We start from the raw sequence: 20,515 nt of genomic DNA on the forward strand, positions 1-20,515 counted from the left end.
GTCGTCAGTCGGCCAGGGCGGCCGCGACCAGCTTGCGCGTATAGGGGTGTTCGGGCCGATCGAGCACTTGGTCGACCGGGCCATGCTCGAGGATGGCGCCGTCCTTCATCACGATCACCTGGTGCGCCATGGCCCGGATCACCTCGACGTCGTGGGTGATCAGCAAATAGCCCAGACCGCGCTCGCGCTGCAGCCGCTGCAGCAGGCCCAGCACCTGTTTCTGGATCGTGACGTCGAGCGCGCTGGTCGGCTCGTCGAGCACCAGCAGCTGCGGGTCGACGACCAGCGCGCGCGCCACCGCCAGCCGTTGGCGCTGCCCGCCCGAGAACTCGTGCGGATAGCGGTCGAGCAGCGCCGGAAACTGCGTTTCGGTCAGGCCGACGTCGGCCAGCGCCGCCAGCACCCGCACGCGCCGTTCGGCCGCGTCGAGTTCGGGCGCATGGACCGTGAGCCCCTCGCCGACGATCTGCTCGACGGTCATGCGCGGCGAGAGCGAGGAAAACGGGTCCTGGAACACCACCTGCATCGTGCGCCGCAGCGCCCGGTCTTCGGTATTGCCCCGGCCCCAGCGCTGTCCTGCCACGGCCACGGTGCCGCCGTGCGGCAGCAGGCCCAGGGCGGCCAGCGCCAGCGTCGACTTGCCGGAGCCCGACTCGCCGACCACGCCCAGCGTTTCACCCGGCGCGATGCTGAAGTCGGCCCCCTGCACCGCCACGAATGCGCCCTTGCGAAACCAGCCGCGCACGCCCGGGATCGGCACCGGATAGCTCACGCGCAGCGCCTGGGCCGACAGCACGGGTGCCGCGCCCGTCCGGCTTGGGGCAACGTCGCGCACCGGGCGGCTGTCGATCAGCCGGCGCGTGTAGGCATGCCGCGGCGCGCCGAAGACCTCGGCCACGACGCCCTGCTCCACGATGCGGCCACGCTCCATCACGGCCACGCGGTCGGCGAAACGCCGCACCAGGTTCAGGTCGTGCGTGATCAGCAGCACCGCCATGCCGTGCTTGCGCTGCAGGTCGCTGAGAAGTTCGAGAATCTGCGCGCGCACCGTGACGTCCAGCGCCGTGGTCGGCTCGTCGGCCAGCAGCAGCCGCGGCTTGCAGGCCAGCGCCATGGCGATCATGGCGCGCTGGCGTTGGCCACCCGAGAGCTGGTGCGGGAAGGCGCGGGCGCGCCGGGCCGGCTCGGCGATGCCGGTGTCGGCCAGCAACTGCACCGCGGCTTCCTGCGCCGCGTGCTTCGACAGGCCTTCGTGCAGTTCGAGCACCTCGGCCACCTGGTCGCCCACGGTGTAGAGCGCATTCAACGCGGTCATGGGCTCCTGGAAGATCATCGCGATCTCCTTGCCGCGCACGCCGCGCAGTGCCTGCTCGGGCATGGAGAGCAGGTCGCGCGTGCCGCCCTCCCCCGTACCGGCGAAGCGCGCGACGCCGGTGATGTCGGCGTTCTGCACCAGGCGCAGCAGACTGAGCGCGGTCACGGTCTTGCCCGAGCCGGACTCCCCCACCAGCGCGAGCTTCTCGCCGGGCGCGATCGAGAAATCGATGCCGTGCACCACGGCCTTGCCGCCGAAGGCCACGCCGAGGCCCTGAACATCCAGCAGTGTGCTCATCGGTCCAGCTTTCGGGGGTCGAGGGCATCGCGCAGCGCGTCGCCCATGAAGGTCAGGAGCATCAGGGTCACGACCAGCACCATGAAGGTCGACAGCGAGATCCACCAGGCATCGATGTTGCCCTTGCCCTGGCTCAGCAATTCGCCGAGCGAGGGCGTGCCCGGCGGCACGCCCAGGCCCAGGAAGTCGAGTGAGGTCAGCGCCAGGATCGCCGCGCTCATGCGGAACGGCAGGAAGGTCACGACCGGCGTCATGCTGTTGGGCAGGATGTGGCGCCGCATGATCTGCAGGTTCGACACGCCCAGCGCGCGCGCGGCACGCACGTAGTCCATCTGGCGGTTGCGCAGGAACTCGGCGCGCACATAGTCCGACAGGCCCATCCAGCCGAACAGGCTCAGCAGGATCAGCAGCAGCGCCACGCTGGGGTTGAAGATCGCGCTGAAGATGATCAGCAGGTAGAGCTCCGGCATCGCTCCCCAGATTTCGATGAAGCGCTGGAAAGCCAGGTCGGTCTTGCCACCGAAGAAGCCCTGCAGCGCCCCGGTGACCACGCCCAGCAGCACGCCGATGAAGGTCAGCGCCAGCGCGAACAGCACGCTCACGCGAAAGCCGTAGATCAGCTGGGCCAGCAGGTCGCGGCCACGGTCGTCTGTGCCGAATACGTTTTCGCTGGACGGCGGTGCCGGGTTCGGCTGCTTGGCGAAATAGTTGAGCGTGCGCGGGCCGTAGCGGTTGGGCGCGTAGATCGCCCAGTTGTCGCCGCGGGTGATGCGCTCCTGGATGAAGGGGTCGAGGAAGTCGGTCGGCGTCTCGAAGTTGCCGCCGAAGGTGGTTTCGGGGTAGTCGCGCACCACGGGGAAATAGGTCTGCCCCTCGTAGCGCAGCAGCAAGGGGCGGTCGGTCGACAGCACCTCGGCGAACAGGCTCAGCACCACCAGCACGCTGAACACCATCAAGCTCCAGAAGCCCAGCCGGTTGCGCTTGAAGCGCAGCCAGGCGCGCCGGCCCGGGCTCAGCGAGGTGGTGGGTGCGCTCGCCACGACAGGCGCCACAGGCGTCACGGGGGTCTCAATCAAACTTGACACGCGGGTCCACCCATACGTAGCAGAGATCGGAAATCAGCTTGGTCAGCAGGCCGATGAGCGTGAAGATGTAGAGGGTGCCGAGGAACACCGGGTAGTCGCGCCGGATCACGCTCTCGTAGCTCAGCAGGCCCAGGCCGTCGAGCGAGAACAGGGTCTCGATCAGCAAAGCGCCGGTGAAGAAGGCGCCGATGAAGGCCGCCGGGAAGCCGGTGATGATCGGGATCAGCGCATTGCGGAACACATGCTTCCAGAGCACGGCCCGCTCCGACAGCCCCTTGGCGCGCGCGGTCAGCACGTACTGCTTGCGGATCTCCTCGAGGAAAGAGTTCTTGGTCAGCATGGCCGTGACGGCGAAGCTGCCGAGCACCATCGCCGTGACCGGCAGCGTGATGTGCCAGAGGTAGTCGGTGATGCGCGCGCCCCAGCCGAGCGACTCCCAGTTCGGCGAGGTCAGCCCGCGCAGCGGAAACCACTGCAGCTGTCCGCCGAAGATCACGAGCAGCGCCACGCCCAGCACGAAGCCCGGGATCGCGTAGCCGATCAGCACGATCAGCGTGGTGAAGAAGTCGAAGCTCGAGCCGGCCCGCACGGCTTTCGCCACGCCCAGCGGCACCGCGATCAGGTAGCTGATGAAGAAGGTCCACAGGCCCAGGCTGATCGAGACCGGCAGCTTCTCCTTGATCAGTTCCCAGACGTCCTTGCTCTGGAAGAAGCTCTTGCCCAGATCGAAGCGCGCGAACTGGGTCAGCATCTGCCAGAAGCGCTCGGGCGCGGGCTTGTCGAAGCCATAGAGGGCCTTGATCTCGGCCACCTGCTTCGGGTCCAGCGTGCGGCCCGCGGGGCCGCCGGAGATGCGGCTTTCCTTGTCGGTGAGTTGCGAGAGCAACTGCTCGGCCGGCCCGCCGGGCACGAACTGCACCACCACGAAATTGAGGATCAGCACGCCCAGCAAGGTGGGAATGATGAGGAGAAGGCGTCGGAGGATGTAGGCGGCCATGCGGTGGGGTCGGGGTCTCGGTCTACTTCTTGTACGAGGGGTCGATCCACCACATCGTCAGCAGCGCCGAGCCGGCCAGCAGACGCTGCGGCAGCGCGGCCTCCGGATGGCGCAGGTACTGCTTGTGGGCCATGAAATACTGCTTGCCGTAGTACATGGGCGTCACGTAGTGCTGGTGCAGCAGGTAGCGGTCGAGCATCCGCGCGGCTGCCGCGAGCGAGGCGCGAGTCGGGCTGTCGACGATGATCTCGAGGATCTCGTCGATCACCGGGTCGCTGATGCCGCTCAGGTTCTGGCTGCCCTTTTCCGCGGCGGACTTCGAGCCGAAGTCGTCGAACAGTTCGTTGCCAGGACTCGAAGAGCCGCCCTGCAGGCTGATCGCCATGTCGAAATCGAAATCGTCGAGCTTCTTCTTGATCAGGCTGGCATCGCGCAACCTGTACTGCAACGTGATGCCCAGCTTGCCGAGGTTGCGCGCATAGGGTGCGAGCACGGTCTCGGAACTCCGGTCGGCGATGTCGATGTCGATCGTCAGCGGCGTGCCGGCGGCGTCGCGCAGCGCACCGTCGCGGTAGGTCCAGCCGGCCTCGCGCAGCAGCGCCTGGGCACGCACCAGATTGCGTCGCAGGCCCTCGGCGGTGTCGCCCGTGGTGGCCGGGCGTGGAAGTTCGCCCCTGGTGTTGTCGAGGAAGCGCTGCCGTGTCTTCAGCCCGTCGATCAACGCCTGCTCCTGCGGGCTGATCTCGGGCTGCGCCATCAGGTCGTCGCTGTTCTGGAAGTAGCTCTGGGTGCGGCCCCGGCGACCATAGAACAGGTGCGCGTTGAGCCAGTCGAAATCGAAGGCGAGCGCGAGCGCCTGGCGCACGCGGGCATCGGCGAAGCGGGGTTGCCGCAGGTTGACCGCCAGGCCCTGCATGCCGGTGAAGCGCCGGTGCGAGATCTCTTCCTTCATGAGCTCGCCCGAATCGAAGCGCCGGCCCTTGTAGCGGCGCACCCAGGCGATGATCGAGCTCTCTTCCAGCGCGTCGAGCGAGCCGGCTTTGAGCGACTCCTCTTCGCCCAGCCGGTCCTTGAAGTACTGGTAGTTGACGCTGCCGTAGTTGAACATGCCCTTGCGCACCGGCAGGTCGGCGGCCCAGTAATCGGCGCGCCGGCGGTAGGTGATGGACTTGCCGAAATCGACCTTGTCGATCACGTAGGGGCCGCTGGCGATCGGCGGCTCGGTCACGATCTGGTCGAAGGGCTTGCCCTTGCCCCAGGCCCGCGAGAACACCGGCAGCTGGCCGACGATCATGTGCAGCTCCGAATTGCGGCGCTTGAAGTCGAAGCGCACCGTGCGGTCGTCGACCACCACCGCGTCCTTGATGTCGACCCAGTACGAGCGGAAGGTCGGCCCGGCCTGCTTGCTCATCAGCGTGTCGAAGGAGTGCTTCACGTCCTGCGCCAGCACCGGGCTGCCGTCGGAGAAGCGGGCCTTGGGGTTCAGCTTGAAGGTGATGCTCAGACGGTCGGCCGCGAGTGCCGCATCCTGTGCGAGCAGGCCGTAGTTCGAAAAGGGTTCGTCCTCGCTGGGCGTCATCAGCGAGTCGAAGACCAGGCCGTATTCCGAGAACACGAAGCCGTTCGAGCTGTAGCCCATGCCGACCGGCGGCCGGCCGCGCAGCGTGAAGGGGTTGAGCTTGTCGAAACTGCCGCTGGCCGAGAGCGTGAGGTCGCCGCCCTTGGGCGCCTCGGGGTTGACGTAATCGAAGTGCGTGAACGAGGCCGGGTACTTGGGTTCATAGCCCATGCCCAATCCGTGCGCCGCCCACGCGGGCAGCGTCAGGAAAGCCAATATCAGGAGCAGCCAACCTCGCATGCGAGAATTCTGCCCAAGATTTTCACAAGGCAACTTCATGGGCTTTCTTTCCGGCAAAAAACTGTTGATCACCGGCGTATTGAGCAATCGCTCGATTGCCTATGGCATCGCCAAGGCCTGTCACGAGCAAGGCGCCGAACTCGCCTTCAGCTATGTCGGCGAGCGATTCAAGGACCGTATCACCGAATTCGCCGCGGATTTCGACTCGAAGCTGATTTTCGATTGCGATGTGGGCGACGACGCGCAGATCGAGAAGCTCTTCGCCGACCTGTCGCAGACCTGGCCGCAGTTCGACGGCTTCGTCCACAGCATCGGCTTCGCCCCGCGTGAAGCCATTGCCGGCGATTTCCTCGAAGGCCTGTCGCGCGAGGGCTTCCGCATCGCGCACGACATCAGCGCCTACAGCTTCCCCGCGATGGCCAAGGCCGCCCTGCCCTTCCTGCGCGAGAAGTCGGCCCTGCTGACGCTGACCTACCTGGGCTCCGAGCGCGCGATGCCCAACTACAACACCATGGGCCTGGCCAAGGCCAGCCTCGAAGCCTCGGTGCGCTACCTGGCGCAGTCGCTGGGCACCAAGGGCATGCGCGTGAACGGCATCAGCGCCGGTCCGATCAAGACCCTTGCGGCCAGCGGCATCAAGGGCTTCAGCAAGATCCTCTCGGCGGTCGCCGAGGTGTCGCCGATCGGTCGCAACGTGACCATCGAAGAGGTCGGCAACGTCGCGGCCTTCCTGCTGAGCGACCTGGCCAGCGGTGTCTCGGCCGAGATCACCTATGTCGACGGAGGTTTCAGCCAGGTCGTCGGCGGCATCCAGGAATAGCGTTCGACAACGACGCGGATGGCGCGATGCCGAGTCGCCGAAGCCTCCTGCTGACGGGCCTGCTGGCCTGGGCCGGCTGCGCTTCGCCGGTGTTCGCAGCACCGCCAGCGCTGATGCTGGCCGAGGTCTACCGGCAAGGCATCGCGCTCGACGACTACTGGGTCAGCGAGAAATACGACGGCCTGCGCGGCTACTGGGACGGCCGTCAGTTCTGGACCCGCGGCGGCGAACGCGTGGCGGCGCCGGACTGGTTCGCCGCCCCGCTGCCGACCGTGCCGATGGACGGCGAACTCTGGGCCGGTCGCGGCCGCTTCGAATTCGCCACCTCGACCGTGCGCAGCCAGGCGCCGGTCGACGCCGCCTGGCGCGAGATGCGCTTCATGGTCTTCGACCTGCCTGCGCAGCCGGGCGACTTCACCACGCGCCTCGCCGCGCTGCGCCGCCTGCTGCCGCTGGCCGCGGCGCCCTGGGTGGTGCCGGTGGCCCAGCAGCGCGCCACCACCCATGCCGCGTTGACGGCGCAGATGAATGAGGTGGTGAGAATGGGCGGCGAAGGCCTGGTGCTGCACCGCGGCGCCTCGCTCTACCGTGCCGAGCGCAACACCGACCTGCTCAAGCTCAAGCCCTACGAGGACGCCGATGCGCGGGTGGTTGCGCACCTGCCCGGCAAAGGGCGCCACGAGGGCCGCATGGGCGCCTTGTGGGTCCAGATGCCCGACGGCCGCCGCTTCAAGCTGGGCGGCGGCTTCAGCGATGCGCAGCGCGACGATCCGCCGGCCATCGGCAGCTGGGTCAGCTATCGCTTCAATGGCACCACCGCCAAGGGCCTGCCGCGCTTCGCGCGTTTCCTGCGCGTGCGCGGCGACCTGACGCCCTGAGTTCGTGCCTCAGGCCTGCTGGCGCACGCAATCCGCGTAGTAGCGCTTCTTGCCCGACTCGTCGAAGCGCGCCACCAGCCCGTGGATGTCGGTCTCGAAGCCCGGGCACTCCTTGTTGAACTCGCGCGCGAACTTGAGGTAGTCGACGATCTTCTTGTTGAAGACTTCGCCCGGGATCAGCAACGGGATGCCCGGCGGGTACGGCGTGATCAGGCTGGTGGTGATGCGGCCTTCGAGCTGATCGATCTCCACGCGCTCGGTCTTGCGGTGCGCGATGTGGGCGAAGGCGTCGCTGGGCTTCATGGCCGGCGTCAGGTCGCTCAGGTACATCTCGGTCGTGAGGCGTGCCACGTCGTAGCGTGCGTACAGCTTGTGGATGTGCTGGCAGAGGTCGCGCAGGCCGAGCTTCTCGTAGCCCGGATGCTGCTGGCAAAACTCCGGCAGGATGCGCCACATCGGCTGGTTGCGCGCGTAGTCGTCCTTGAACTGCTGCAGCGCCGTGAGCAGCGTGTTCCAGCGGCCCTTGGTGATGCCGATGGTGAACATGATGAAGAAGCTGTACAGGCCGGTCTTCTCCACGATCACGCCGTGCTCGGCCAGGAACTTGGTCACCACGCTGGCCGGGATGCCGGTCTCGGCGAACTTGCCCTGCAGGTCCAGGCCCGGCGTCACGATGGTCGACTTGATCGGGTCGAGCATGTTGAAGCCGTCGGCCAGCTTGCCGAAGCCGTGCCAGTTGCGCTTCGCGCTCTTGGCCTTGCTGTCGGTGCTGCCCTCGCCCTTCATGATCCAGTCTTCGGCGCGGCCGATGCCTTCGTCGACGAGCTTCTCGGGGCCCCAGACCTTGAACCACCACTCGTCCTTGCCGAATTCAGCCTCGACCTTGCGCATGGCGCGGCGGAAGTCGAGCGCCTCCAGGATGCTTTCCTCCACCAGCGCGGTGCCGCCGGGCGGCTCCATCATGGCGGCGGCCACGTCGCAGCTGGCGATGATCGCGTACTGCGGGCTGGTCGACGAGTGCATCAGGTAGGCCTCGTTGAACAGGTCGCGGTCGAGCGCGCGGTTCTGCGAGTCCTGCACCAGCACGTGGCTGGCCTGGCTGATGCCGGCCAGCAGCTTGTGCGTCGACTGGGTGGAAAACACCAGCGATTCCTTGGGCCGCACCCGGTTCTTGCCCATCGCGTGGTAGGCGCCATAGAACGGATGGAAGGCAGCATGCGGCAGCCAGGCCTCGTCGAAATGCAGCGTGTCGACGTAGCCGTCGAGCATGTTCTTGATGGTCTCGGTGTTGTAGATCACGCCGTCGTAGGTCGACTGCGTGAGCGTCATCACACGCGGCTTGACCGTCTCGGGATCGACATGCGCGAGCAAGGGATTAGCCTTGATCTTCGCCTTGATGGCGCTCTGCTCGAACTCGCTCTGGGGAATCGGGCCGATGATGCCGAAATGATTGCGCGTGGGCTTCATGAAGACGGGAATGGCGCCGGTCATGATGATCGCGTGCAGGATCGACTTGTGGCAGTTGCGGTCCACCACCACCACGTCGTCGGGCGCCACCGTGTGGTGCCAGACCATCTTGTTGCTGGTGCTGGTGCCGTTGGTCACGAAGAAGCAATGGTCGGCATTGAAGATACGCGCCGCGTTGCGTTCGCTGGCCGCCACCGGGCCGGTGTGGTCGAGCAGTTGGCCGAGTTCTTCCACGGCGTTGCAGACGTCGGCGCGCAGCATGTTCTCGCCGAAGAACTGGTGGAACATCTGTCCGACCGGGCTCTTCAGAAACGCCACGCCGCCGGAGTGGCCCGGGCAGTGCCAAGAGTAGGAGCCGTCTTCCGCGTAGTCGATCAGCGCCTTGAAGAACGGCGGCTGAACGCCCTCGAGGTAGCTCTTGGCCTCGCGGATGATGTGGCGCGCCACGAATTCGGGGGTGTCCTCGAACATGTGGATGAAGCCGTGCAGCTCGCGCAGGATGTCGTTCGGGATGTGGCGCGAGGTGCGCGTCTCGCCGTAGATGTAGATCGGCACCTCGGCGTTCTTGCGGCGCACGTGCTCGATGAAGCTGCGCAGGCCCAGCACCGCCGGATCGAGGTCGGGGCCGGGCGTGAACTCCTCGTCGTCGATCGACAGGATGAAGGCGCTGGCGCGGCTTTGCTGCTGCGCGAATTGCGACAGGTCGCCGTAGCTGGTGACGCCCAGCACCTCGAAGCCCTCGCTCTCGATGGCCTGCGCCAGCGCGCGAATGCCCAGACCCGAGGTGTTCTCGGCGCGGAAGTCCTCGTCGATGATGACGATCGGGAAGCGAAATTTCATGTGCAGGGGCTCGGACAGGGAGAAGAGGCGCGAAGTGTAAGGAATTCAAAAGACAAGTGCTGATACAGGTGTCGCAAAATGGGGTGGATACGACACAAAGGAGGCTGTATGGAGAGTTCCACCATCTGGTGGTTGATCGCGGGGGCGACCGTCGTGGTCGAGTTGTTGTCAGGCACCGTCTACCTGTTGCTGTTGGCCGCCGGCTTCGCGGCCGCGGCCATTTCGGGGCACCTGGGTGCAGGCGTGATCACGCAGCTCATCGTGGCTTCGGTGGTCGGCGTGGGCGCGGTCCTCGGCTGGTACCTGATCAAGCGTCGTCGCGCTGCACGATTCCCTGCACAGGCCCATCGCGGGGGCAATCTCGATATCGGCCAGAGCGTCCACGTCGAGACCTGGAACCCGGACGGCACCACTTCCGTGCGCTACCGTGGCACGCAGTGGACGGCGGTGGCAAAGGCCGGCGCCGACCTGCAATCCGGCGAACACCATGTGGTCGAAGTGGTGGGAAGCCGCCTCGTCGTCACCAAGATTTAGCAAGAACCCCCCAAAAAAGGAGCATCCCTATGGATTTCGCAGTACCTCTGGTCATTCTGGTCATCGCCATTCTGTTCATCAGCCAATCGGTCAAATTCGTGCCGCAGCAGAACGCCTGGGTGCGCGAGCGCCTCGGCAAGTACCACAGCACCATGACGCCCGGTGCCAACTTCCTCATCCCCTTCATCGACAAGGTGGCCTACAAGCACAGCTTGAAGGAAATCCCGCTCGACGTGCCCAGCCAGATCTGTATCACGCGTGACAACACGCAACTGCAGGTCGACGGCATCCTGTACTTCCAGGTGACCGACCCGATGCGCGCCAGCTACGGTTCGTCGAACTACATCGTGGCCGTGACGCAGCTGGCGCAGACCTCGCTGCGCAGCGTGGTGGGCAAGCTCGAACTCGACAAGACCTTCGAGGAACGCGACATCATCAATGCGCAGGTCGTGGCCGCCATCGACGAAGCCGCCCTGAACTGGGGTGTGAAGGTGCTGCGCTATGAAATCAAGGATCTGACGCCGCCGAAGGAAATCCTGCTGGCCATGCAGGCGCAGATCACCGCCGAGCGTGGCAAGCGCGCCCTGATCGCTGCCTCCGAAGGCCGCCGCCAGGAACAGATCAACATCGCGACCGGCGAACGCGAGGCCTTCATCGCCCGCTCCGAAGGCGAGAAGCAGGCCCAGATCAACAACGCCCAGGGTGAGGCCGCGGCCATCACCGCGGTGGCCGAAGCCACGGCCGGCGCCATCGAACGCGTGGCGGCTGCCATCCGCCAGCCCGGCGGCGAGCAGGCGGTGCAGCTCAAGGTGGCTGAACGCGCCGTCGATGCTTACGGCAAGGTGGCGGCCGACGCGACCACCACGCTGATCGTGCCGAGCAACATGAGCGAGACCGCGGCGTTGATCGCGTCGGCGATGCGCATGGTGCAGGCCGGCAAGCCGGCTGCGTCGAGCTGAAGCCCTCTTTCAAACTGCTACAATCTGAGGCTTCGCGGAGCGGTGGATGAGCGGTTTAAGTCGCACGCCTGGAAAGCGTGTGAGGGGTAAAACCCTCCGCGGGTTCGAATCCCGCCTGCTCCGCCAAAAGAAATAATGTCCAGACCTTCCATCTCGACACAGCAAGTTCAGGAAGGCCCCTCACGGGGCCTTTTTTTTGCCCCTCACGAAAAGCGGCCTTCCCCTGCGGGCGGCCGAATTGCTACCATGGCACCCATGTCCTCCCCATCCCACGCCCAGTCCACGGACAGCGCGCAGCTCGACCGCACGCTCAAGAAGAACCAGGCGATCGCCGCCGAGGTGCAGAGCGCGTCGGAGGATTTGGCCGTGGTGGCGACGGTGCTCGAGCAGGAACTGCCCGGCAGCGTCCAGGTCGGGGACGTCGCACAAGCCATCGAACACGCGAACCAGCTCGAGAAGCAATTGGCGCAGTCGGCGCAGGAGCTGGCCAAGGTCAATGAGGCCCTGGCGCACGAGGTCGAGAAGCGCGCAAGCTGAATCGCCAGCAGTCCCGGCGCCATTACCGGGACGGGGATCGCACAGGGGACGCAATGGCCTGAGAGCCGGCGCGCAGCAGTTCAAGGGTGGCGCTGTCACGCAGGCCGCCGAAGCCCTCTTCCAGCACCTGAGCGAACGTCGCTTCGCCAGGCCATGCGACCTCGAACAGCGTCATGCAGGAACACAGCTTCAGGTCGTCGGGCGAGCCGAAGATCCGGTGCACGCTGAGCCCCTGGCGGCCCAGCGCTGCGAGAACCAGCTCGCCGCATGCGCGCAGCCGCTCGCCCAATACCGGATGCGCTCCATAGGCCCGGGCCTCTTCCAGACTTTCGATGCCGTAGAACTTCGCCGTGGCACTGCGGCCCAACGCACGCAACTGCGGGAAGACGAACCACATCCAGTGGCTGGTCTTGCGGCCGGCCGCCAGTTCTTCGAGCACGGCGGCATGCACCGGCGCTTGCGCAGTCACGAAACGTTCGAGATCAAAGGGCATGGGTTGCCCTCCTCTGCTTTCGGGGCGACCCTGGCCGGGGAGTCCATCGTTCGCCTACCCTTCGCCACGCCCATCACCGGAGCGATCAGCGACCCACCGCACAGCCATCTCCCTGGCCCGAAGCGCGGCCTCCGCAGCCACTGCAAATCTCAGGTGATCGAGCTGGAGCGTCCGGATCTCGTTCGTGGGCTGAACCCGGTAGCGCACCGTGGCGTGAAAGCTGCCATCCGGCAACTGTTCGGCGCTGCACAGGAAAACCCAGCCTTCGTGCCGGAACTCGTCCATCGCGTCGAAGGGGTGGCCTACTACGTCAGGGGATGCCACTAGGATCTCCCCTCGCGCCGCATCACCATGTCCATCCAGGTGGCATGCAGCACGTCCAACTCGCCGACCTTTTGCGTCATCGCTTCGGCGTCGAGCTTGGCGCCCGAAGTCACGTTACGCATCATCTCGGCGTGTTCGTCGTTCATCCGCTTCCAGGCCTCATAGGCCTCGGTCAGCTTGTCGGTACTGGGCATCAATGGACCTCCGCGGCTGCGAGGGTGGAGGCGACCGAGTCCGTCTTGCCGACGGCGCGCGCTTCTTCGACATCGATCTGTATCAAGCGAAGCTCCGACACCGTGCGCGCCTGCGCCACCGGGTCCTCGGTGACGGCAATCACGTCTTTCTGTGTTGTCGATGGCATGGCCTGCGTCTCCTTGTCAAAACTCAGGCTACATCGGCTCCATGCGCCACCCTGTAGGAGTTGCGCGCGCCTGCTGCGTCGCGGCGTGCTTTGACCTGTCATGGCACAGCGGCCCTCCTTTTGCGTCTTTCGGCGATGGAGGGGTATGCCGATAGCAACGGGATTCGTTCGAGCGGGCCGAAAAAAAATCCCCAGGTGCCTGAGACACATGGGGATTTTCCGGGTTGTTGGTGGGACGTGCGGGGGTCGAACCCACGACAAACGGATTAAAAGGCGGCCCGATCCTTTTAAAATCAACAACTTATAAGCATGTTACCTTTTTTGGCTACCCTAAAGAGGGTTAAGCGCTGCTGACTTAGTTCAGCTGACCTGTCCGTCGCGCACCAACGAAACTGCGCGCAAAGCGGCGAAAAGGTTCGGTAGACCAGGTAACGATCGAGGCCACCGTCAGCACGGCGGCAGGCAAAAACCAAAGTGCGTTGAGGACATATCCGAACAGATAGGCAGTCGCTTTCTGCTGATTCCAAAACCCGTCTCCAGGGCCGAAATATCCAGAGTAAAGCATGATGACAAAGACCTGAAGAGCGCCCGCGGGCACCGCCAACAGCAGCACAGCGAAGAAGGAAATGAACACCTTCACCGACAGGGCAAAGACAGTCACACCCACATCTGCAGGGCTTCTCGCTTCCATCGACTTTTGTATGAACGACCAAGTAAAAAAGCCGGAAACGCCGAAAAGAGTCATGACGTCCGCGGCCAGCCCGATGGCGTCTTTTAGAGTGAGCGCGGTGTCTGCGGGCATTTTGAGTGATGACAGTTAGGGGGCAGCGGGCGTTATCGTAGCTGACGTAACGCGGCGCTCCGCCCCGCCTGCTACACCAGCGCCTTCTGCTCGGGCTCTATCGGTTCAGCGTCATACACCTCGGTCGGCGCCAGGCGCATCAACGCCCTCGCCTGCTCGACCGTCCCCTCCAGCCACTGGTCGAAGTCGCTGGGGTCCAGCGGGATCACGCTGCGCTTGTCCTGCTTGTCGACCGCCAGCTTCGGGTCGGGCTTGTGCATGCGGCTCATCAGCGGGTCCCCAATCTCATCCCCCGCATCTTCCGCGCTGGAAGCGAATCGGGGGTCTCGCGCGTGGAGCCGACCCTCGAAAAGCGCGGTGCCGGACAGCTGCCCCCGATCGCGATCCCCAGCTGCCCAGCCGGATCGCCTATCGGCAAGCGTTCAGCCCGCGACTAGCCCCGACAACGCCGAGATCTACCCTCGGCCGCATCGTTCGGGCCCTTCGGACGACCATCAACGGCTGGATCTGAGCCCGGAATCAAGCCGGAGCGGGCTAGAAGAGGGACTCATAAAAGACAGGTCCAGATTCTGATTCCTCAAGGGGATCAAGCACTTACCTGAGTTCTTTTCCTTTTATACGTACTTTCTAAATTTCTGTGAGTGGCAATAGGGCTGGCTGTTTTGCAAAAAGTGCTGAACTTCAACTGCCTTCACAGCAAGCGCCCCCACCCCGGTACTCAATCCGCGCCGAAATCGCTCATAAAAGGAAAACTCGACCCCCGAAACCGAGCATCCATGCGGGTTTCGGCGTAGGTAGGTGGTCCTTTTATGAGTCCCTGTTGGAGGCCTGATGGCTGACCCGAGATTCAACTGGCTCCTGGCCTACAACTACCAGCGCCGCGTCGCCCGGCTCCAGGCCGGCGAGGTGGGGCTGTTCCGCTGCACCCCCGCGCACAACGAACGCTTGACCTCCCTCATCAAGGCGTGGGCAACCGCCAACCCCGACAAGGTCAGCGCCGCCGGCCTGGCCCACACCGGCACCGAGCGCCGCGGCATCCGCGTTGCAATGGCGCCGGCCCCAGACGACTGGTTCACCCGCGAACCCGATCACACCTGGATGCCGCGCATCGCGACATACCTGCCGGACTGATCTACTTGTCTGCGTGCTGCTTCAGAAATCCGCGGAAATGCGCGAAGTAGGTTTTTTGCTCTGCGGTGATGACTCCATCCAAGTCGCTGCCGTTTGCGATTGCTTGCGAATATGCGATCGCGGCGGCGCGGATGTCTTCGACCGATTTTCCGGCCTGAGCCCCGACCTCTATCGCCACCTTCTTCATTGCACGCTGCCGCATCTGCCAGACCGCCGAAAGCGATCTCGCCTCGACTAGCGCTGCTTTCGTCTGAGCGAGTTCGTCGAACACCTCAGACATTGGTCTGGCCATCTGTGCCTTCAGATCGTCACGCTCTTTACGGAGCCGGTCAGCGCGCGCGTTGGCGTCTGTAGCGAGACGCCCCTCTTCGACCAACTTGGTAGTCATTCCCCTATGTTCGGCGGCTGCTTCTTGAGTAACGCGAGCCAGACGCTGCTGCGCTGCAAGCTGGGCGTTCCGCGCAATGAATGCATCGTTGAAGTCGTTGCTCATTGAAAGTTCTTCCTAGTCAGGTTTGAAGGTCGCTGCCAAAGCAGTCGAACTTTACCTGCACCGACTACGACGCCGGCTGCGCCTCGCGCGCTGCCACACCCATCACTGCTGTCACCCATCGAGGCCTCAGCGCCGCCACAGAACCCGGCGGGGGCCCCGTCCACCCAACACGAGAAAGGAGGCTGGCACGAAGACGTGATGCCGCCCGAGACCTGATCGCTTTTCCTGGCTTGGCCCACCTCACGGGCCGAACCCAAGTCCGGGCTACGCCCGGCACCAATTCAGACCCGCAGCACCGCCGCAACGGCCGCGCTGCGGGCGCCCAAATTGAGGGGCGCATGAGTAACGCAGGGGTTCACACCGGGTGCCTCCGGTTCCCTGTTGGGCGTCGGTGCCCCTCCTCGAGCTGACCGCGACCGACGTCCACCTTTCACCTGGCGGCCGCCCAGGAAGTCACATGCGGCCAACGCCCGGCTTGCCCTTGCGGCCGGGCCTCTTCTTCCCAATACCTGCGGCTGCTACCCCGGTCGCAGGATCATCTCGTTTGGATACGGCTTGAAGCCGAGCGACCTGTAGAGCTCAGCGCCGTCTGCGGACGCAGCCACGCTGAAGACCTGCACGTCGAGGTCCGAGCACGCGGCAAGCACACGCCCGACAAGCGCGCGGGCGAGACCTTGCCTGCGCCACGCACTTTCGGTGAACACATTCACGACCCTGGCGCGCGTACCGGATGGCGATCCACGCGACGGGCCCCCGTCCAACAAGACCGCACCCGCCCCCGCAACGACGACGCCAGCCCTTTCCGCCAAGGACCCGATGTAGACCCCGGCCTCGATTCGCGAATCGAGCCATGCGGCGTAGGCGGCCATGTCTGCAGGGGTTGCGTCGGCGTAGTAACGGTGCCTTGCGATGGTTCCTGCGTCGCGGGGATCCGCCGCGCGCAGCGTCAGTTGATCGTTCATCGCGGCATTTTCTCCTCACCACGAACCTTGATCGGAAATCGAATCATGAACAAAACCCGCCTGCTTCTGCTGGCCGACGCGCTCGAGACGCGCATCCCGGCCGATCACTTCGACCTGCGCGAATGGCGCGAAGGCGACGACGGCCGCAACGTCAGCGATGGCGACCTACTCAACCACGAATGCGGCACCGTCGCCTGCGCCGTTGGCTGGGCTTGCGCGCTACCCGAGTTCAAAGCCGAAGGCCTGAGCTATGACGGCGCCATGCCCGACTTCAAGGGCGCCACTCATTTCTGCGCAGTGAACGACTTCTTCGAGATCGGCTACGCCGGTTCCCGCCACCTGTTCCTGGCCACCGAATACCCCGACAACGGCGCGGGCCCCGGCGCCGACACCGGCCCGCTCGAAGTCGCCGCCCGAATCCGCGCCTTCGTGGCCTCAATGGAGTGATCCCCGCATGAACAAGGACCGCCTGCTCCTGCTGGCCGAGAAGCTCGAAACCGTCGTGCCGGCCGCGAAGTTCAACCTGCAGCACTGGCGTAGTACGTACGGCGCTGACTCCGACGCGCAGTTGCTCAACGACGAATGCGGAACGACTGGCTGCGCCATCGGCTGGGCCTGCGCAATGCCGGAGTTCATCGAGCAAGGCCTGTACTGGAACGCTCGAGCCTTCGAGCCCGGCTTGAATACCAACGGGCTGCACTTCGGCAACTGGCGCGCGGTCGAGGTCTTCTTCGGCCTCAACCACGTCCAGAGTGGCCACCTCTTCAGCTCCAGCTACTACCCGGAGGAGAAACAAGCTCAGACCCCCGATCAAGTGGCCAACCGAATCCGCGCGCTGATCGCCCACGACAGAGAAGTCTTCGAATGAATCAACAACGCCTGATCTTGCTGGCCGAGAAGCTCGAGAGCCTACCCGCGACGAAATTCGACCTGAGCGCCTGGCGCAACTTCGACTTCGATCTGCACGACCCCGACAACGCTTCCGAAGACGTCGAGACGCTGAGCGACCGGCAGCTCTACGAGAACGAGCAGCTGCTCGACGATCACTGTGGCACGACGGCTTGCGCCGTGGGCTGGGCATGCGCCATGCCGGAGTTCATCAAACAGGGTCTGACCTGGAACAGCACCTACGGCGCGCCGATGTTCAACGCCCAAATTCGCTGGCTCGCCGTGCGCGAATTCTTCGACCTCGGCCAGCATACGGCGGACCATCTGTTCTCCGACATCGAGTACGACCAGGACAACGCGACGCCAGCCGACGTCGCTGTGCGCATCCGTGCGCTCGTAGCCAACGGCGGCACTTTGACTATGCCGAGCGACATCCAAGGGTTGAATAGAACGCCATAGACAATACTCAGTCTGTCTTAAATCCGAGCTGCTCAGCAAACCGGTAGTACATCAATATGGTGACCATGTCTACGGCGAGATATCCTGGAGCTCGCCTTGCTTCGGAATCAACAACTTCGATTGACTGACCAGCCGGTTGGGGTAGCGGCGTGCCAGAGGACTTGACGATGTATTGGACATACTTCGTCACCTCTAAATCGACGTTTTTATCGCCACTCCCATGTGCCAATTGGTTTCGCAATGCATTGAGCTTTTCAATTCCCATCCAGATCCAAGCGTGGACCTGAGTGGGAGGTGTAATTGCCCGAACGACAGCCAGTCTCTGACTGAAACTCAAACGCGCGCCAACCAATGCAGCTGCATTCGGCATACTAATTTTTAAATGACTGCGCAATAACTCTTCAAATATGAGGTGCGCCTTAAGTATTGAATACGTCGGATCATAAGGATCAGGGGTAATTAGGGCAAGGTAATTGTCGACATGCTTGCGTTTGGTGGCGACCATATTTATTTCGTTGAGCGCAGTCAGGCGCCTTCCTTTTCAGGCAATACCACGCTTGGACGTTGATAAAATTGTTTCAACACGAACTCGTAGATCGTGTAGGTGTATAGCCTTGTCGATTGCACCCGAAAAGGCATACCATCCCGCCCGATCGCTGTCATTAAGGGCAAGCTGAGCGCCCACCTGCGCTGCGCTGGCTAGCAGCGGCTCTTGCATCACCCGGAGCATCTTTCCAAACCAGTCAAGCCCACCCGCGAAACGGCTCGTCACTGCTTCAGTATCCATTGATTCTTGAATCAGTTGAGCAACCCTGTGCGTGGTAGCGGGGCCATTTGCCTGGGTATCGGAATGCGCAATTTGGATGAACGAATCCCCGTAGCGACGGACGCCGGGGTCAAACTTTATTGCGATCAAGTCATCCAGGTCGCGGGGCGCCAGAGCTAAACCTGTCAAACTGCGATAGGACTCAATAAATTTCACGTGATGCAAATCCGGCAGTAACGGGTGCAGGGACGGGCGGTCTATTTCCACAAGGATCTGAATTAGGGCGCGACGACCCAGCGAGCACAACAAAGGGATCCGTTTATGCGCGGAAAGGCTAGCTTCGTATACGGTCGACTCCAAAATAAGATCCCAAGCAGGCCGCGGAATCTTCAGAGTTCGGCCCAAAAGTTTCGCGACCTTAGGCTCCGCGGCAAGCCGAGATATATGCGCCCACTTATCGGTGTATGTGACTCCGGAGTCGTAGTGATCGAAGTAGCCTAGCCGCAATCCGAGTTCTGGAATCTCTGATCGGTCCTTTGGCATGAGCGGAGTTAGGGGAAGCGGGTTATCTGCAAGGGTGATCCAAGCATTTCGATAGAGAAGCAGAAAGTTTAGTGCGAGTTCGACGTATTTCTGATAGTTCGCACCATATAGAGTCTTATAGTAACGAGATGTTGACTGCGTGTGAGACTGCTTTCCCTGCAATTGGTCAGCAAAATATGAATAAAGCGCGCCGGAGAAGGGGTGACCTAAAATTACCTCAGTCATATTCTGTTTTAAGTGTAAGTTCAGAAATGAGACAGGCAGCGGGAACGGTGCTTTGCTGCGAGACGAAGATGTTAGTGAGCCAAGCGCTGTGGAGTGCCAACTGAATGCAAGGAAAATTAGACTACCTGCGGCATTGTCATGCATTCGCGGCCATGCCACCTATTGAACGCTTACTCATAACTAGAATAAGAGTTTATTCGGTGTTTCCCCTAGGGCGTGCACAAAATGTGCAGCTGTTCCAAGTCGCTCCCGACCTGCCGACGCCCCAACTTCATCAGGTCGAAAATGGATGCGGCTACGCAATTGAGGGGAAAAACACTCTTCATAGCGCTGCTTCATCTCGTTAGTTTGACCTGCGCCCGCATAGATTGCCGGATCAAATACGAATATTCTGTTTAGGTCCATATTTGGGCCCAAAGCAGACTTCAGAAAATACTGCATATAAATATCAGTTCTGGGTAGGCTATAGCCGACTATAACGATATTCTTGACACTCCTAAGCCTACTCAGCGCGGCGCTCCAGATGCTCCTCTGGCTTTCTGTTGATTGCTTATTGAAAATTGGCGGCAGAATTAGTGGAGAAGGCAACGCTTCACAAACGTTGAACACGCCATCTGATAGCGCCGGTTTTTGTCGCGGAGCGGGAAAATTCAGCGAGCCATGCAATTTCAGAATCTCAATGTCAAGAGTATCGTAGGCCTCATCCTCCTTTACCGCCTTGAGAATCGTCCCAGGTTTAGCTTGACTGTTTCCGTACCGAGCGCTTTCAATGGCGTAGATAGGCTCTTTGATTGTCGGAAAATGATGGCGAATGCGAACATGACGCGAAGGTGGCGGTACGTCACCATTGAATGCCAAGTGCGTTCCGATGAGTACTTGGAAAAGAGACCGCTCGAGCACTAGGTCATAGTTAAACGTAATGATGCTGGGGAAGCTTACGCCGCCGCGCTTTGCAGCAAAAAGATGCGCCCAGAATGCTCGATAAAGGTTTGGCCCGGTCTGATTCGCGGTGTAGCGAAGATTCGGAGGCAGGCCCGGGTGCTCTACTGAACACGTAATTTCAATTGTCCTACCGATCGCCTTGACGATTGTTGCCATGGGGTCGGGGCTTCGGCGCTTATTGGCGTACGAATTGAACGAAAGAATTGACAATATATCCTCAATATTTCGATCATCAAACGCAGCGCGACCATGGTACTCGTTTAGTTCGGCCCTAATTTTATTTGCCTCACCAAATAGATCTCTATCCTCCGCACCCAAGGGTACGCTTTTCCAAGATCCTCGGATTGCCAGATCCCACATCGTGTCGACAAATCCGCCCATCAACGGAATGCCGGCGTCGAAAGAAAAACCAGCACCGAGAATAAAAACCGTATTGCAAGTTTGAGTGTCGGACATTTTATTGATGGAGATGCACGTTGGCTGTCACCCGCGGCGCGACAACAAAGGCCCAAATGTAAACCACCTTGATACTTTTAACA

General features: G+C 62.6%; 25 protein-coding genes and 1 tRNA gene. 11 read left to right on the top strand and 15 right to left on the bottom strand.

Annotated elements, in window-relative coordinates; translation table 11 throughout:
* Positions 1–4: 4 nt before the first annotated feature.
* From ACSFBC_RS01405 to ACSFBC_RS01420, 4 genes are read right to left on the bottom strand one after another with little or no spacing between them, the layout of a single operon-like run.
* Positions 5–1,612: an ABC transporter ATP-binding protein gene (locus ACSFBC_RS01405; protein WP_435508521.1), complete on the bottom strand. Its 1,608-nt coding sequence runs from the start codon at positions 1,610–1,612 to the stop codon at positions 5–7.
* Complete coding sequence (locus tag ACSFBC_RS01410; protein WP_435509245.1) at positions 1,609–2,664, bottom strand: ABC transporter permease; 1,056 nt, start codon at positions 2,662–2,664, stop codon at positions 1,609–1,611. Before ACSFBC_RS01410 ends, ACSFBC_RS01405 begins: the two co-directional genes overlap by 4 nt.
* 16 nt (positions 2,665–2,680) lie before the next feature.
* Positions 2,681–3,694 (bottom strand): microcin C ABC transporter permease YejB, encoded by a 1,014-nt coding sequence (locus ACSFBC_RS01415; protein WP_435508522.1) that lies wholly within the window; start codon positions 3,692–3,694, stop codon positions 2,681–2,683.
* Positions 3,695–3,716: 22 nt separating this feature from the next.
* Positions 3,717–5,552, bottom strand: a complete 1,836-nt coding sequence (locus tag ACSFBC_RS01420; RefSeq protein ID WP_435508523.1) for an extracellular solute-binding protein — start codon at positions 5,550–5,552, stop codon at positions 3,717–3,719.
* A 37-nt stretch (positions 5,553–5,589) separates the two neighbouring features.
* Here ACSFBC_RS01420 and fabI point away from each other — a divergent pair, with 37 nt between their 5' ends.
* Both fabI and ACSFBC_RS01430 read left to right on the top strand, forming a co-directional pair.
* Positions 5,590–6,372, top strand: coding sequence for an enoyl-ACP reductase FabI (gene fabI, locus ACSFBC_RS01425; RefSeq protein WP_183026843.1), 783 nt, complete (start codon positions 5,590–5,592; stop codon positions 6,370–6,372).
* A gap of 26 nt (positions 6,373–6,398) precedes the next feature.
* On the top strand, positions 6,399–7,250 hold the full coding sequence (locus tag ACSFBC_RS01430; RefSeq protein WP_435508524.1) for a DNA ligase: 852 nt from the start codon (positions 6,399–6,401) through the stop codon (positions 7,248–7,250).
* 9 nt (positions 7,251–7,259) lie between these two features.
* Here the strand turns inward: ACSFBC_RS01430 and ACSFBC_RS01435 are convergent, their stop codons facing one another.
* Positions 7,260–9,557 (bottom strand): Orn/Lys/Arg family decarboxylase, encoded by a 2,298-nt coding sequence (locus ACSFBC_RS01435; RefSeq protein WP_435508525.1) that lies wholly within the window; start codon positions 9,555–9,557, stop codon positions 7,260–7,262.
* 108 nt (positions 9,558–9,665) lie between these two features.
* Between ACSFBC_RS01435 and ACSFBC_RS01440 the strand changes: the two genes are divergently transcribed.
* The 4 genes from ACSFBC_RS01440 (at position 9,666) to ACSFBC_RS01455 (ending at position 11,587) form a co-directional block, all read left to right on the top strand.
* Positions 9,666–10,091 carry an NfeD family protein gene (locus tag ACSFBC_RS01440; RefSeq protein WP_435508526.1) on the top strand — a complete coding sequence of 142 codons (426 nt, stop codon included), beginning with the start codon at positions 9,666–9,668 and terminating at the stop codon, positions 10,089–10,091.
* A gap of 29 nt (positions 10,092–10,120) precedes the next feature.
* On the top strand, positions 10,121–11,050 hold the full coding sequence (locus ACSFBC_RS01445) for an SPFH domain-containing protein (RefSeq protein WP_183026839.1): 930 nt from the start codon (positions 10,121–10,123) through the stop codon (positions 11,048–11,050).
* A 36-nt stretch (positions 11,051–11,086) separates the two neighbouring features.
* Positions 11,087–11,176, top strand: a tRNA-Ser gene (locus ACSFBC_RS01450).
* Positions 11,177–11,305: 129 nt separating this feature from the next.
* On the top strand, positions 11,306–11,587 hold the full coding sequence (locus tag ACSFBC_RS01455) for a hypothetical protein (protein ID WP_435508527.1): 282 nt from the start codon (positions 11,306–11,308) through the stop codon (positions 11,585–11,587).
* A gap of 22 nt (positions 11,588–11,609) precedes the next feature.
* Here ACSFBC_RS01455 and ACSFBC_RS01460 read toward each other — a convergent pair whose 3' ends face one another.
* Positions 11,610–12,080, bottom strand: coding sequence for a DUF1810 domain-containing protein (locus ACSFBC_RS01460; RefSeq protein ID WP_435508528.1), 471 nt, complete (start codon positions 12,078–12,080; stop codon positions 11,610–11,612).
* Positions 12,081–12,233: 153 nt separating this feature from the next.
* On the opposite strand from ACSFBC_RS01460, the gene ACSFBC_RS01465 reads away from it, so the two are divergent.
* Positions 12,234–12,407, top strand: coding sequence for a hypothetical protein (locus ACSFBC_RS01465; protein WP_435508529.1), 174 nt, complete (start codon positions 12,234–12,236; stop codon positions 12,405–12,407).
* On the opposite strand, the gene ACSFBC_RS01470 is transcribed toward ACSFBC_RS01465, so the two are convergent.
* The 4 genes from ACSFBC_RS01470 to ACSFBC_RS01485 all read right to left on the bottom strand — a co-directional run bounded on the left by ACSFBC_RS01470 (position 12,404) and on the right by ACSFBC_RS01485 (position 13,836).
* Positions 12,404–12,598, bottom strand: a complete 195-nt coding sequence (locus tag ACSFBC_RS01470; protein ID WP_435508530.1) for a hypothetical protein — start codon at positions 12,596–12,598, stop codon at positions 12,404–12,406. The genes ACSFBC_RS01465 and ACSFBC_RS01470 overlap by 4 nt on opposite strands.
* The gene (locus tag ACSFBC_RS01475) at positions 12,598–12,765 is read right to left on the bottom strand and encodes a hypothetical protein (RefSeq protein WP_435508531.1); all 168 of its coding nucleotides are present in this window, start codon (positions 12,763–12,765) and stop codon (positions 12,598–12,600) included. Before ACSFBC_RS01475 ends, ACSFBC_RS01470 begins: the two co-directional genes overlap by 1 nt.
* A 355-nt stretch (positions 12,766–13,120) precedes the next feature.
* A complete protein-coding gene (locus ACSFBC_RS01480) occupies positions 13,121–13,567 on the bottom strand; it encodes a hypothetical protein (RefSeq protein WP_435508532.1) in 447 nt (148 codons plus the stop codon).
* Positions 13,568–13,638: 71 nt separating this feature from the next.
* Positions 13,639–13,836: a hypothetical protein gene (locus tag ACSFBC_RS01485; protein WP_435508533.1), complete on the bottom strand. Its 198-nt coding sequence runs from the start codon at positions 13,834–13,836 to the stop codon at positions 13,639–13,641.
* Positions 13,837–14,398: 562 nt separating this feature from the next.
* Between ACSFBC_RS01485 and ACSFBC_RS01490 the strand changes: the two genes are divergently transcribed.
* Complete coding sequence (locus ACSFBC_RS01490) at positions 14,399–14,698, top strand: hypothetical protein (protein WP_435508534.1); 300 nt, start codon at positions 14,399–14,401, stop codon at positions 14,696–14,698.
* Between the two features lies 1 nt (position 14,699).
* Here the strand turns inward: ACSFBC_RS01490 and ACSFBC_RS01495 are convergent, their stop codons facing one another.
* Entirely contained in the window at positions 14,700–15,191 is a 492-nt protein-coding gene (locus ACSFBC_RS01495; protein WP_435508535.1) for a hypothetical protein, read from the bottom strand.
* Between the two features lie 518 nt (positions 15,192–15,709).
* Positions 15,710–16,153 (bottom strand): GNAT family N-acetyltransferase, encoded by a 444-nt coding sequence (locus ACSFBC_RS01500; protein WP_435508536.1) that lies wholly within the window; start codon positions 16,151–16,153, stop codon positions 15,710–15,712.
* 45 nt (positions 16,154–16,198) lie between these two features.
* Here ACSFBC_RS01500 and ACSFBC_RS01505 point away from each other — a divergent pair, with 45 nt between their 5' ends.
* Genes ACSFBC_RS01505 through ACSFBC_RS01515 form a run of 3 tightly spaced genes read left to right on the top strand, consistent with a single transcriptional unit; the run spans position 16,199 to position 17,500 of the window.
* Complete coding sequence (locus tag ACSFBC_RS01505) at positions 16,199–16,600, top strand: hypothetical protein (protein WP_435508537.1); 402 nt, start codon at positions 16,199–16,201, stop codon at positions 16,598–16,600.
* A gap of 7 nt (positions 16,601–16,607) precedes the next feature.
* Positions 16,608–17,021, top strand: a complete 414-nt coding sequence (locus ACSFBC_RS01510) for a hypothetical protein (protein ID WP_435508538.1) — start codon at positions 16,608–16,610, stop codon at positions 17,019–17,021.
* Positions 17,018–17,500 (top strand): hypothetical protein, encoded by a 483-nt coding sequence (locus tag ACSFBC_RS01515; RefSeq protein WP_435508539.1) that lies wholly within the window; start codon positions 17,018–17,020, stop codon positions 17,498–17,500. The genes ACSFBC_RS01510 and ACSFBC_RS01515 overlap by 4 nt, the downstream gene beginning before the upstream one ends.
* A gap of 7 nt (positions 17,501–17,507) precedes the next feature.
* Here ACSFBC_RS01515 and ACSFBC_RS01520 read toward each other — a convergent pair whose 3' ends face one another.
* Genes ACSFBC_RS01520 through ACSFBC_RS01530 form a run of 3 tightly spaced genes read right to left on the bottom strand, consistent with a single transcriptional unit; the run spans position 17,508 to position 20,432 of the window.
* Positions 17,508–18,005 (bottom strand): hypothetical protein, encoded by a 498-nt coding sequence (locus ACSFBC_RS01520; protein WP_435508540.1) that lies wholly within the window; start codon positions 18,003–18,005, stop codon positions 17,508–17,510.
* A gap of 36 nt (positions 18,006–18,041) precedes the next feature.
* Positions 18,042–19,178, bottom strand: coding sequence for a hypothetical protein (locus ACSFBC_RS01525; protein ID WP_435508541.1), 1,137 nt, complete (start codon positions 19,176–19,178; stop codon positions 18,042–18,044).
* A 36-nt stretch (positions 19,179–19,214) separates the two neighbouring features.
* Positions 19,215–20,432, bottom strand: a complete 1,218-nt coding sequence (locus tag ACSFBC_RS01530) for a hypothetical protein (RefSeq protein WP_435508542.1) — start codon at positions 20,430–20,432, stop codon at positions 19,215–19,217.
* Between the last annotated feature and the right edge of the window lie 83 nt (positions 20,433–20,515).

Source organism: Variovorax frigidus (genome assembly GCF_051216515.1).
In the GTDB taxonomy this organism is placed as follows: domain Bacteria; phylum Pseudomonadota; class Gammaproteobacteria; order Burkholderiales; family Burkholderiaceae_C; genus Variovorax.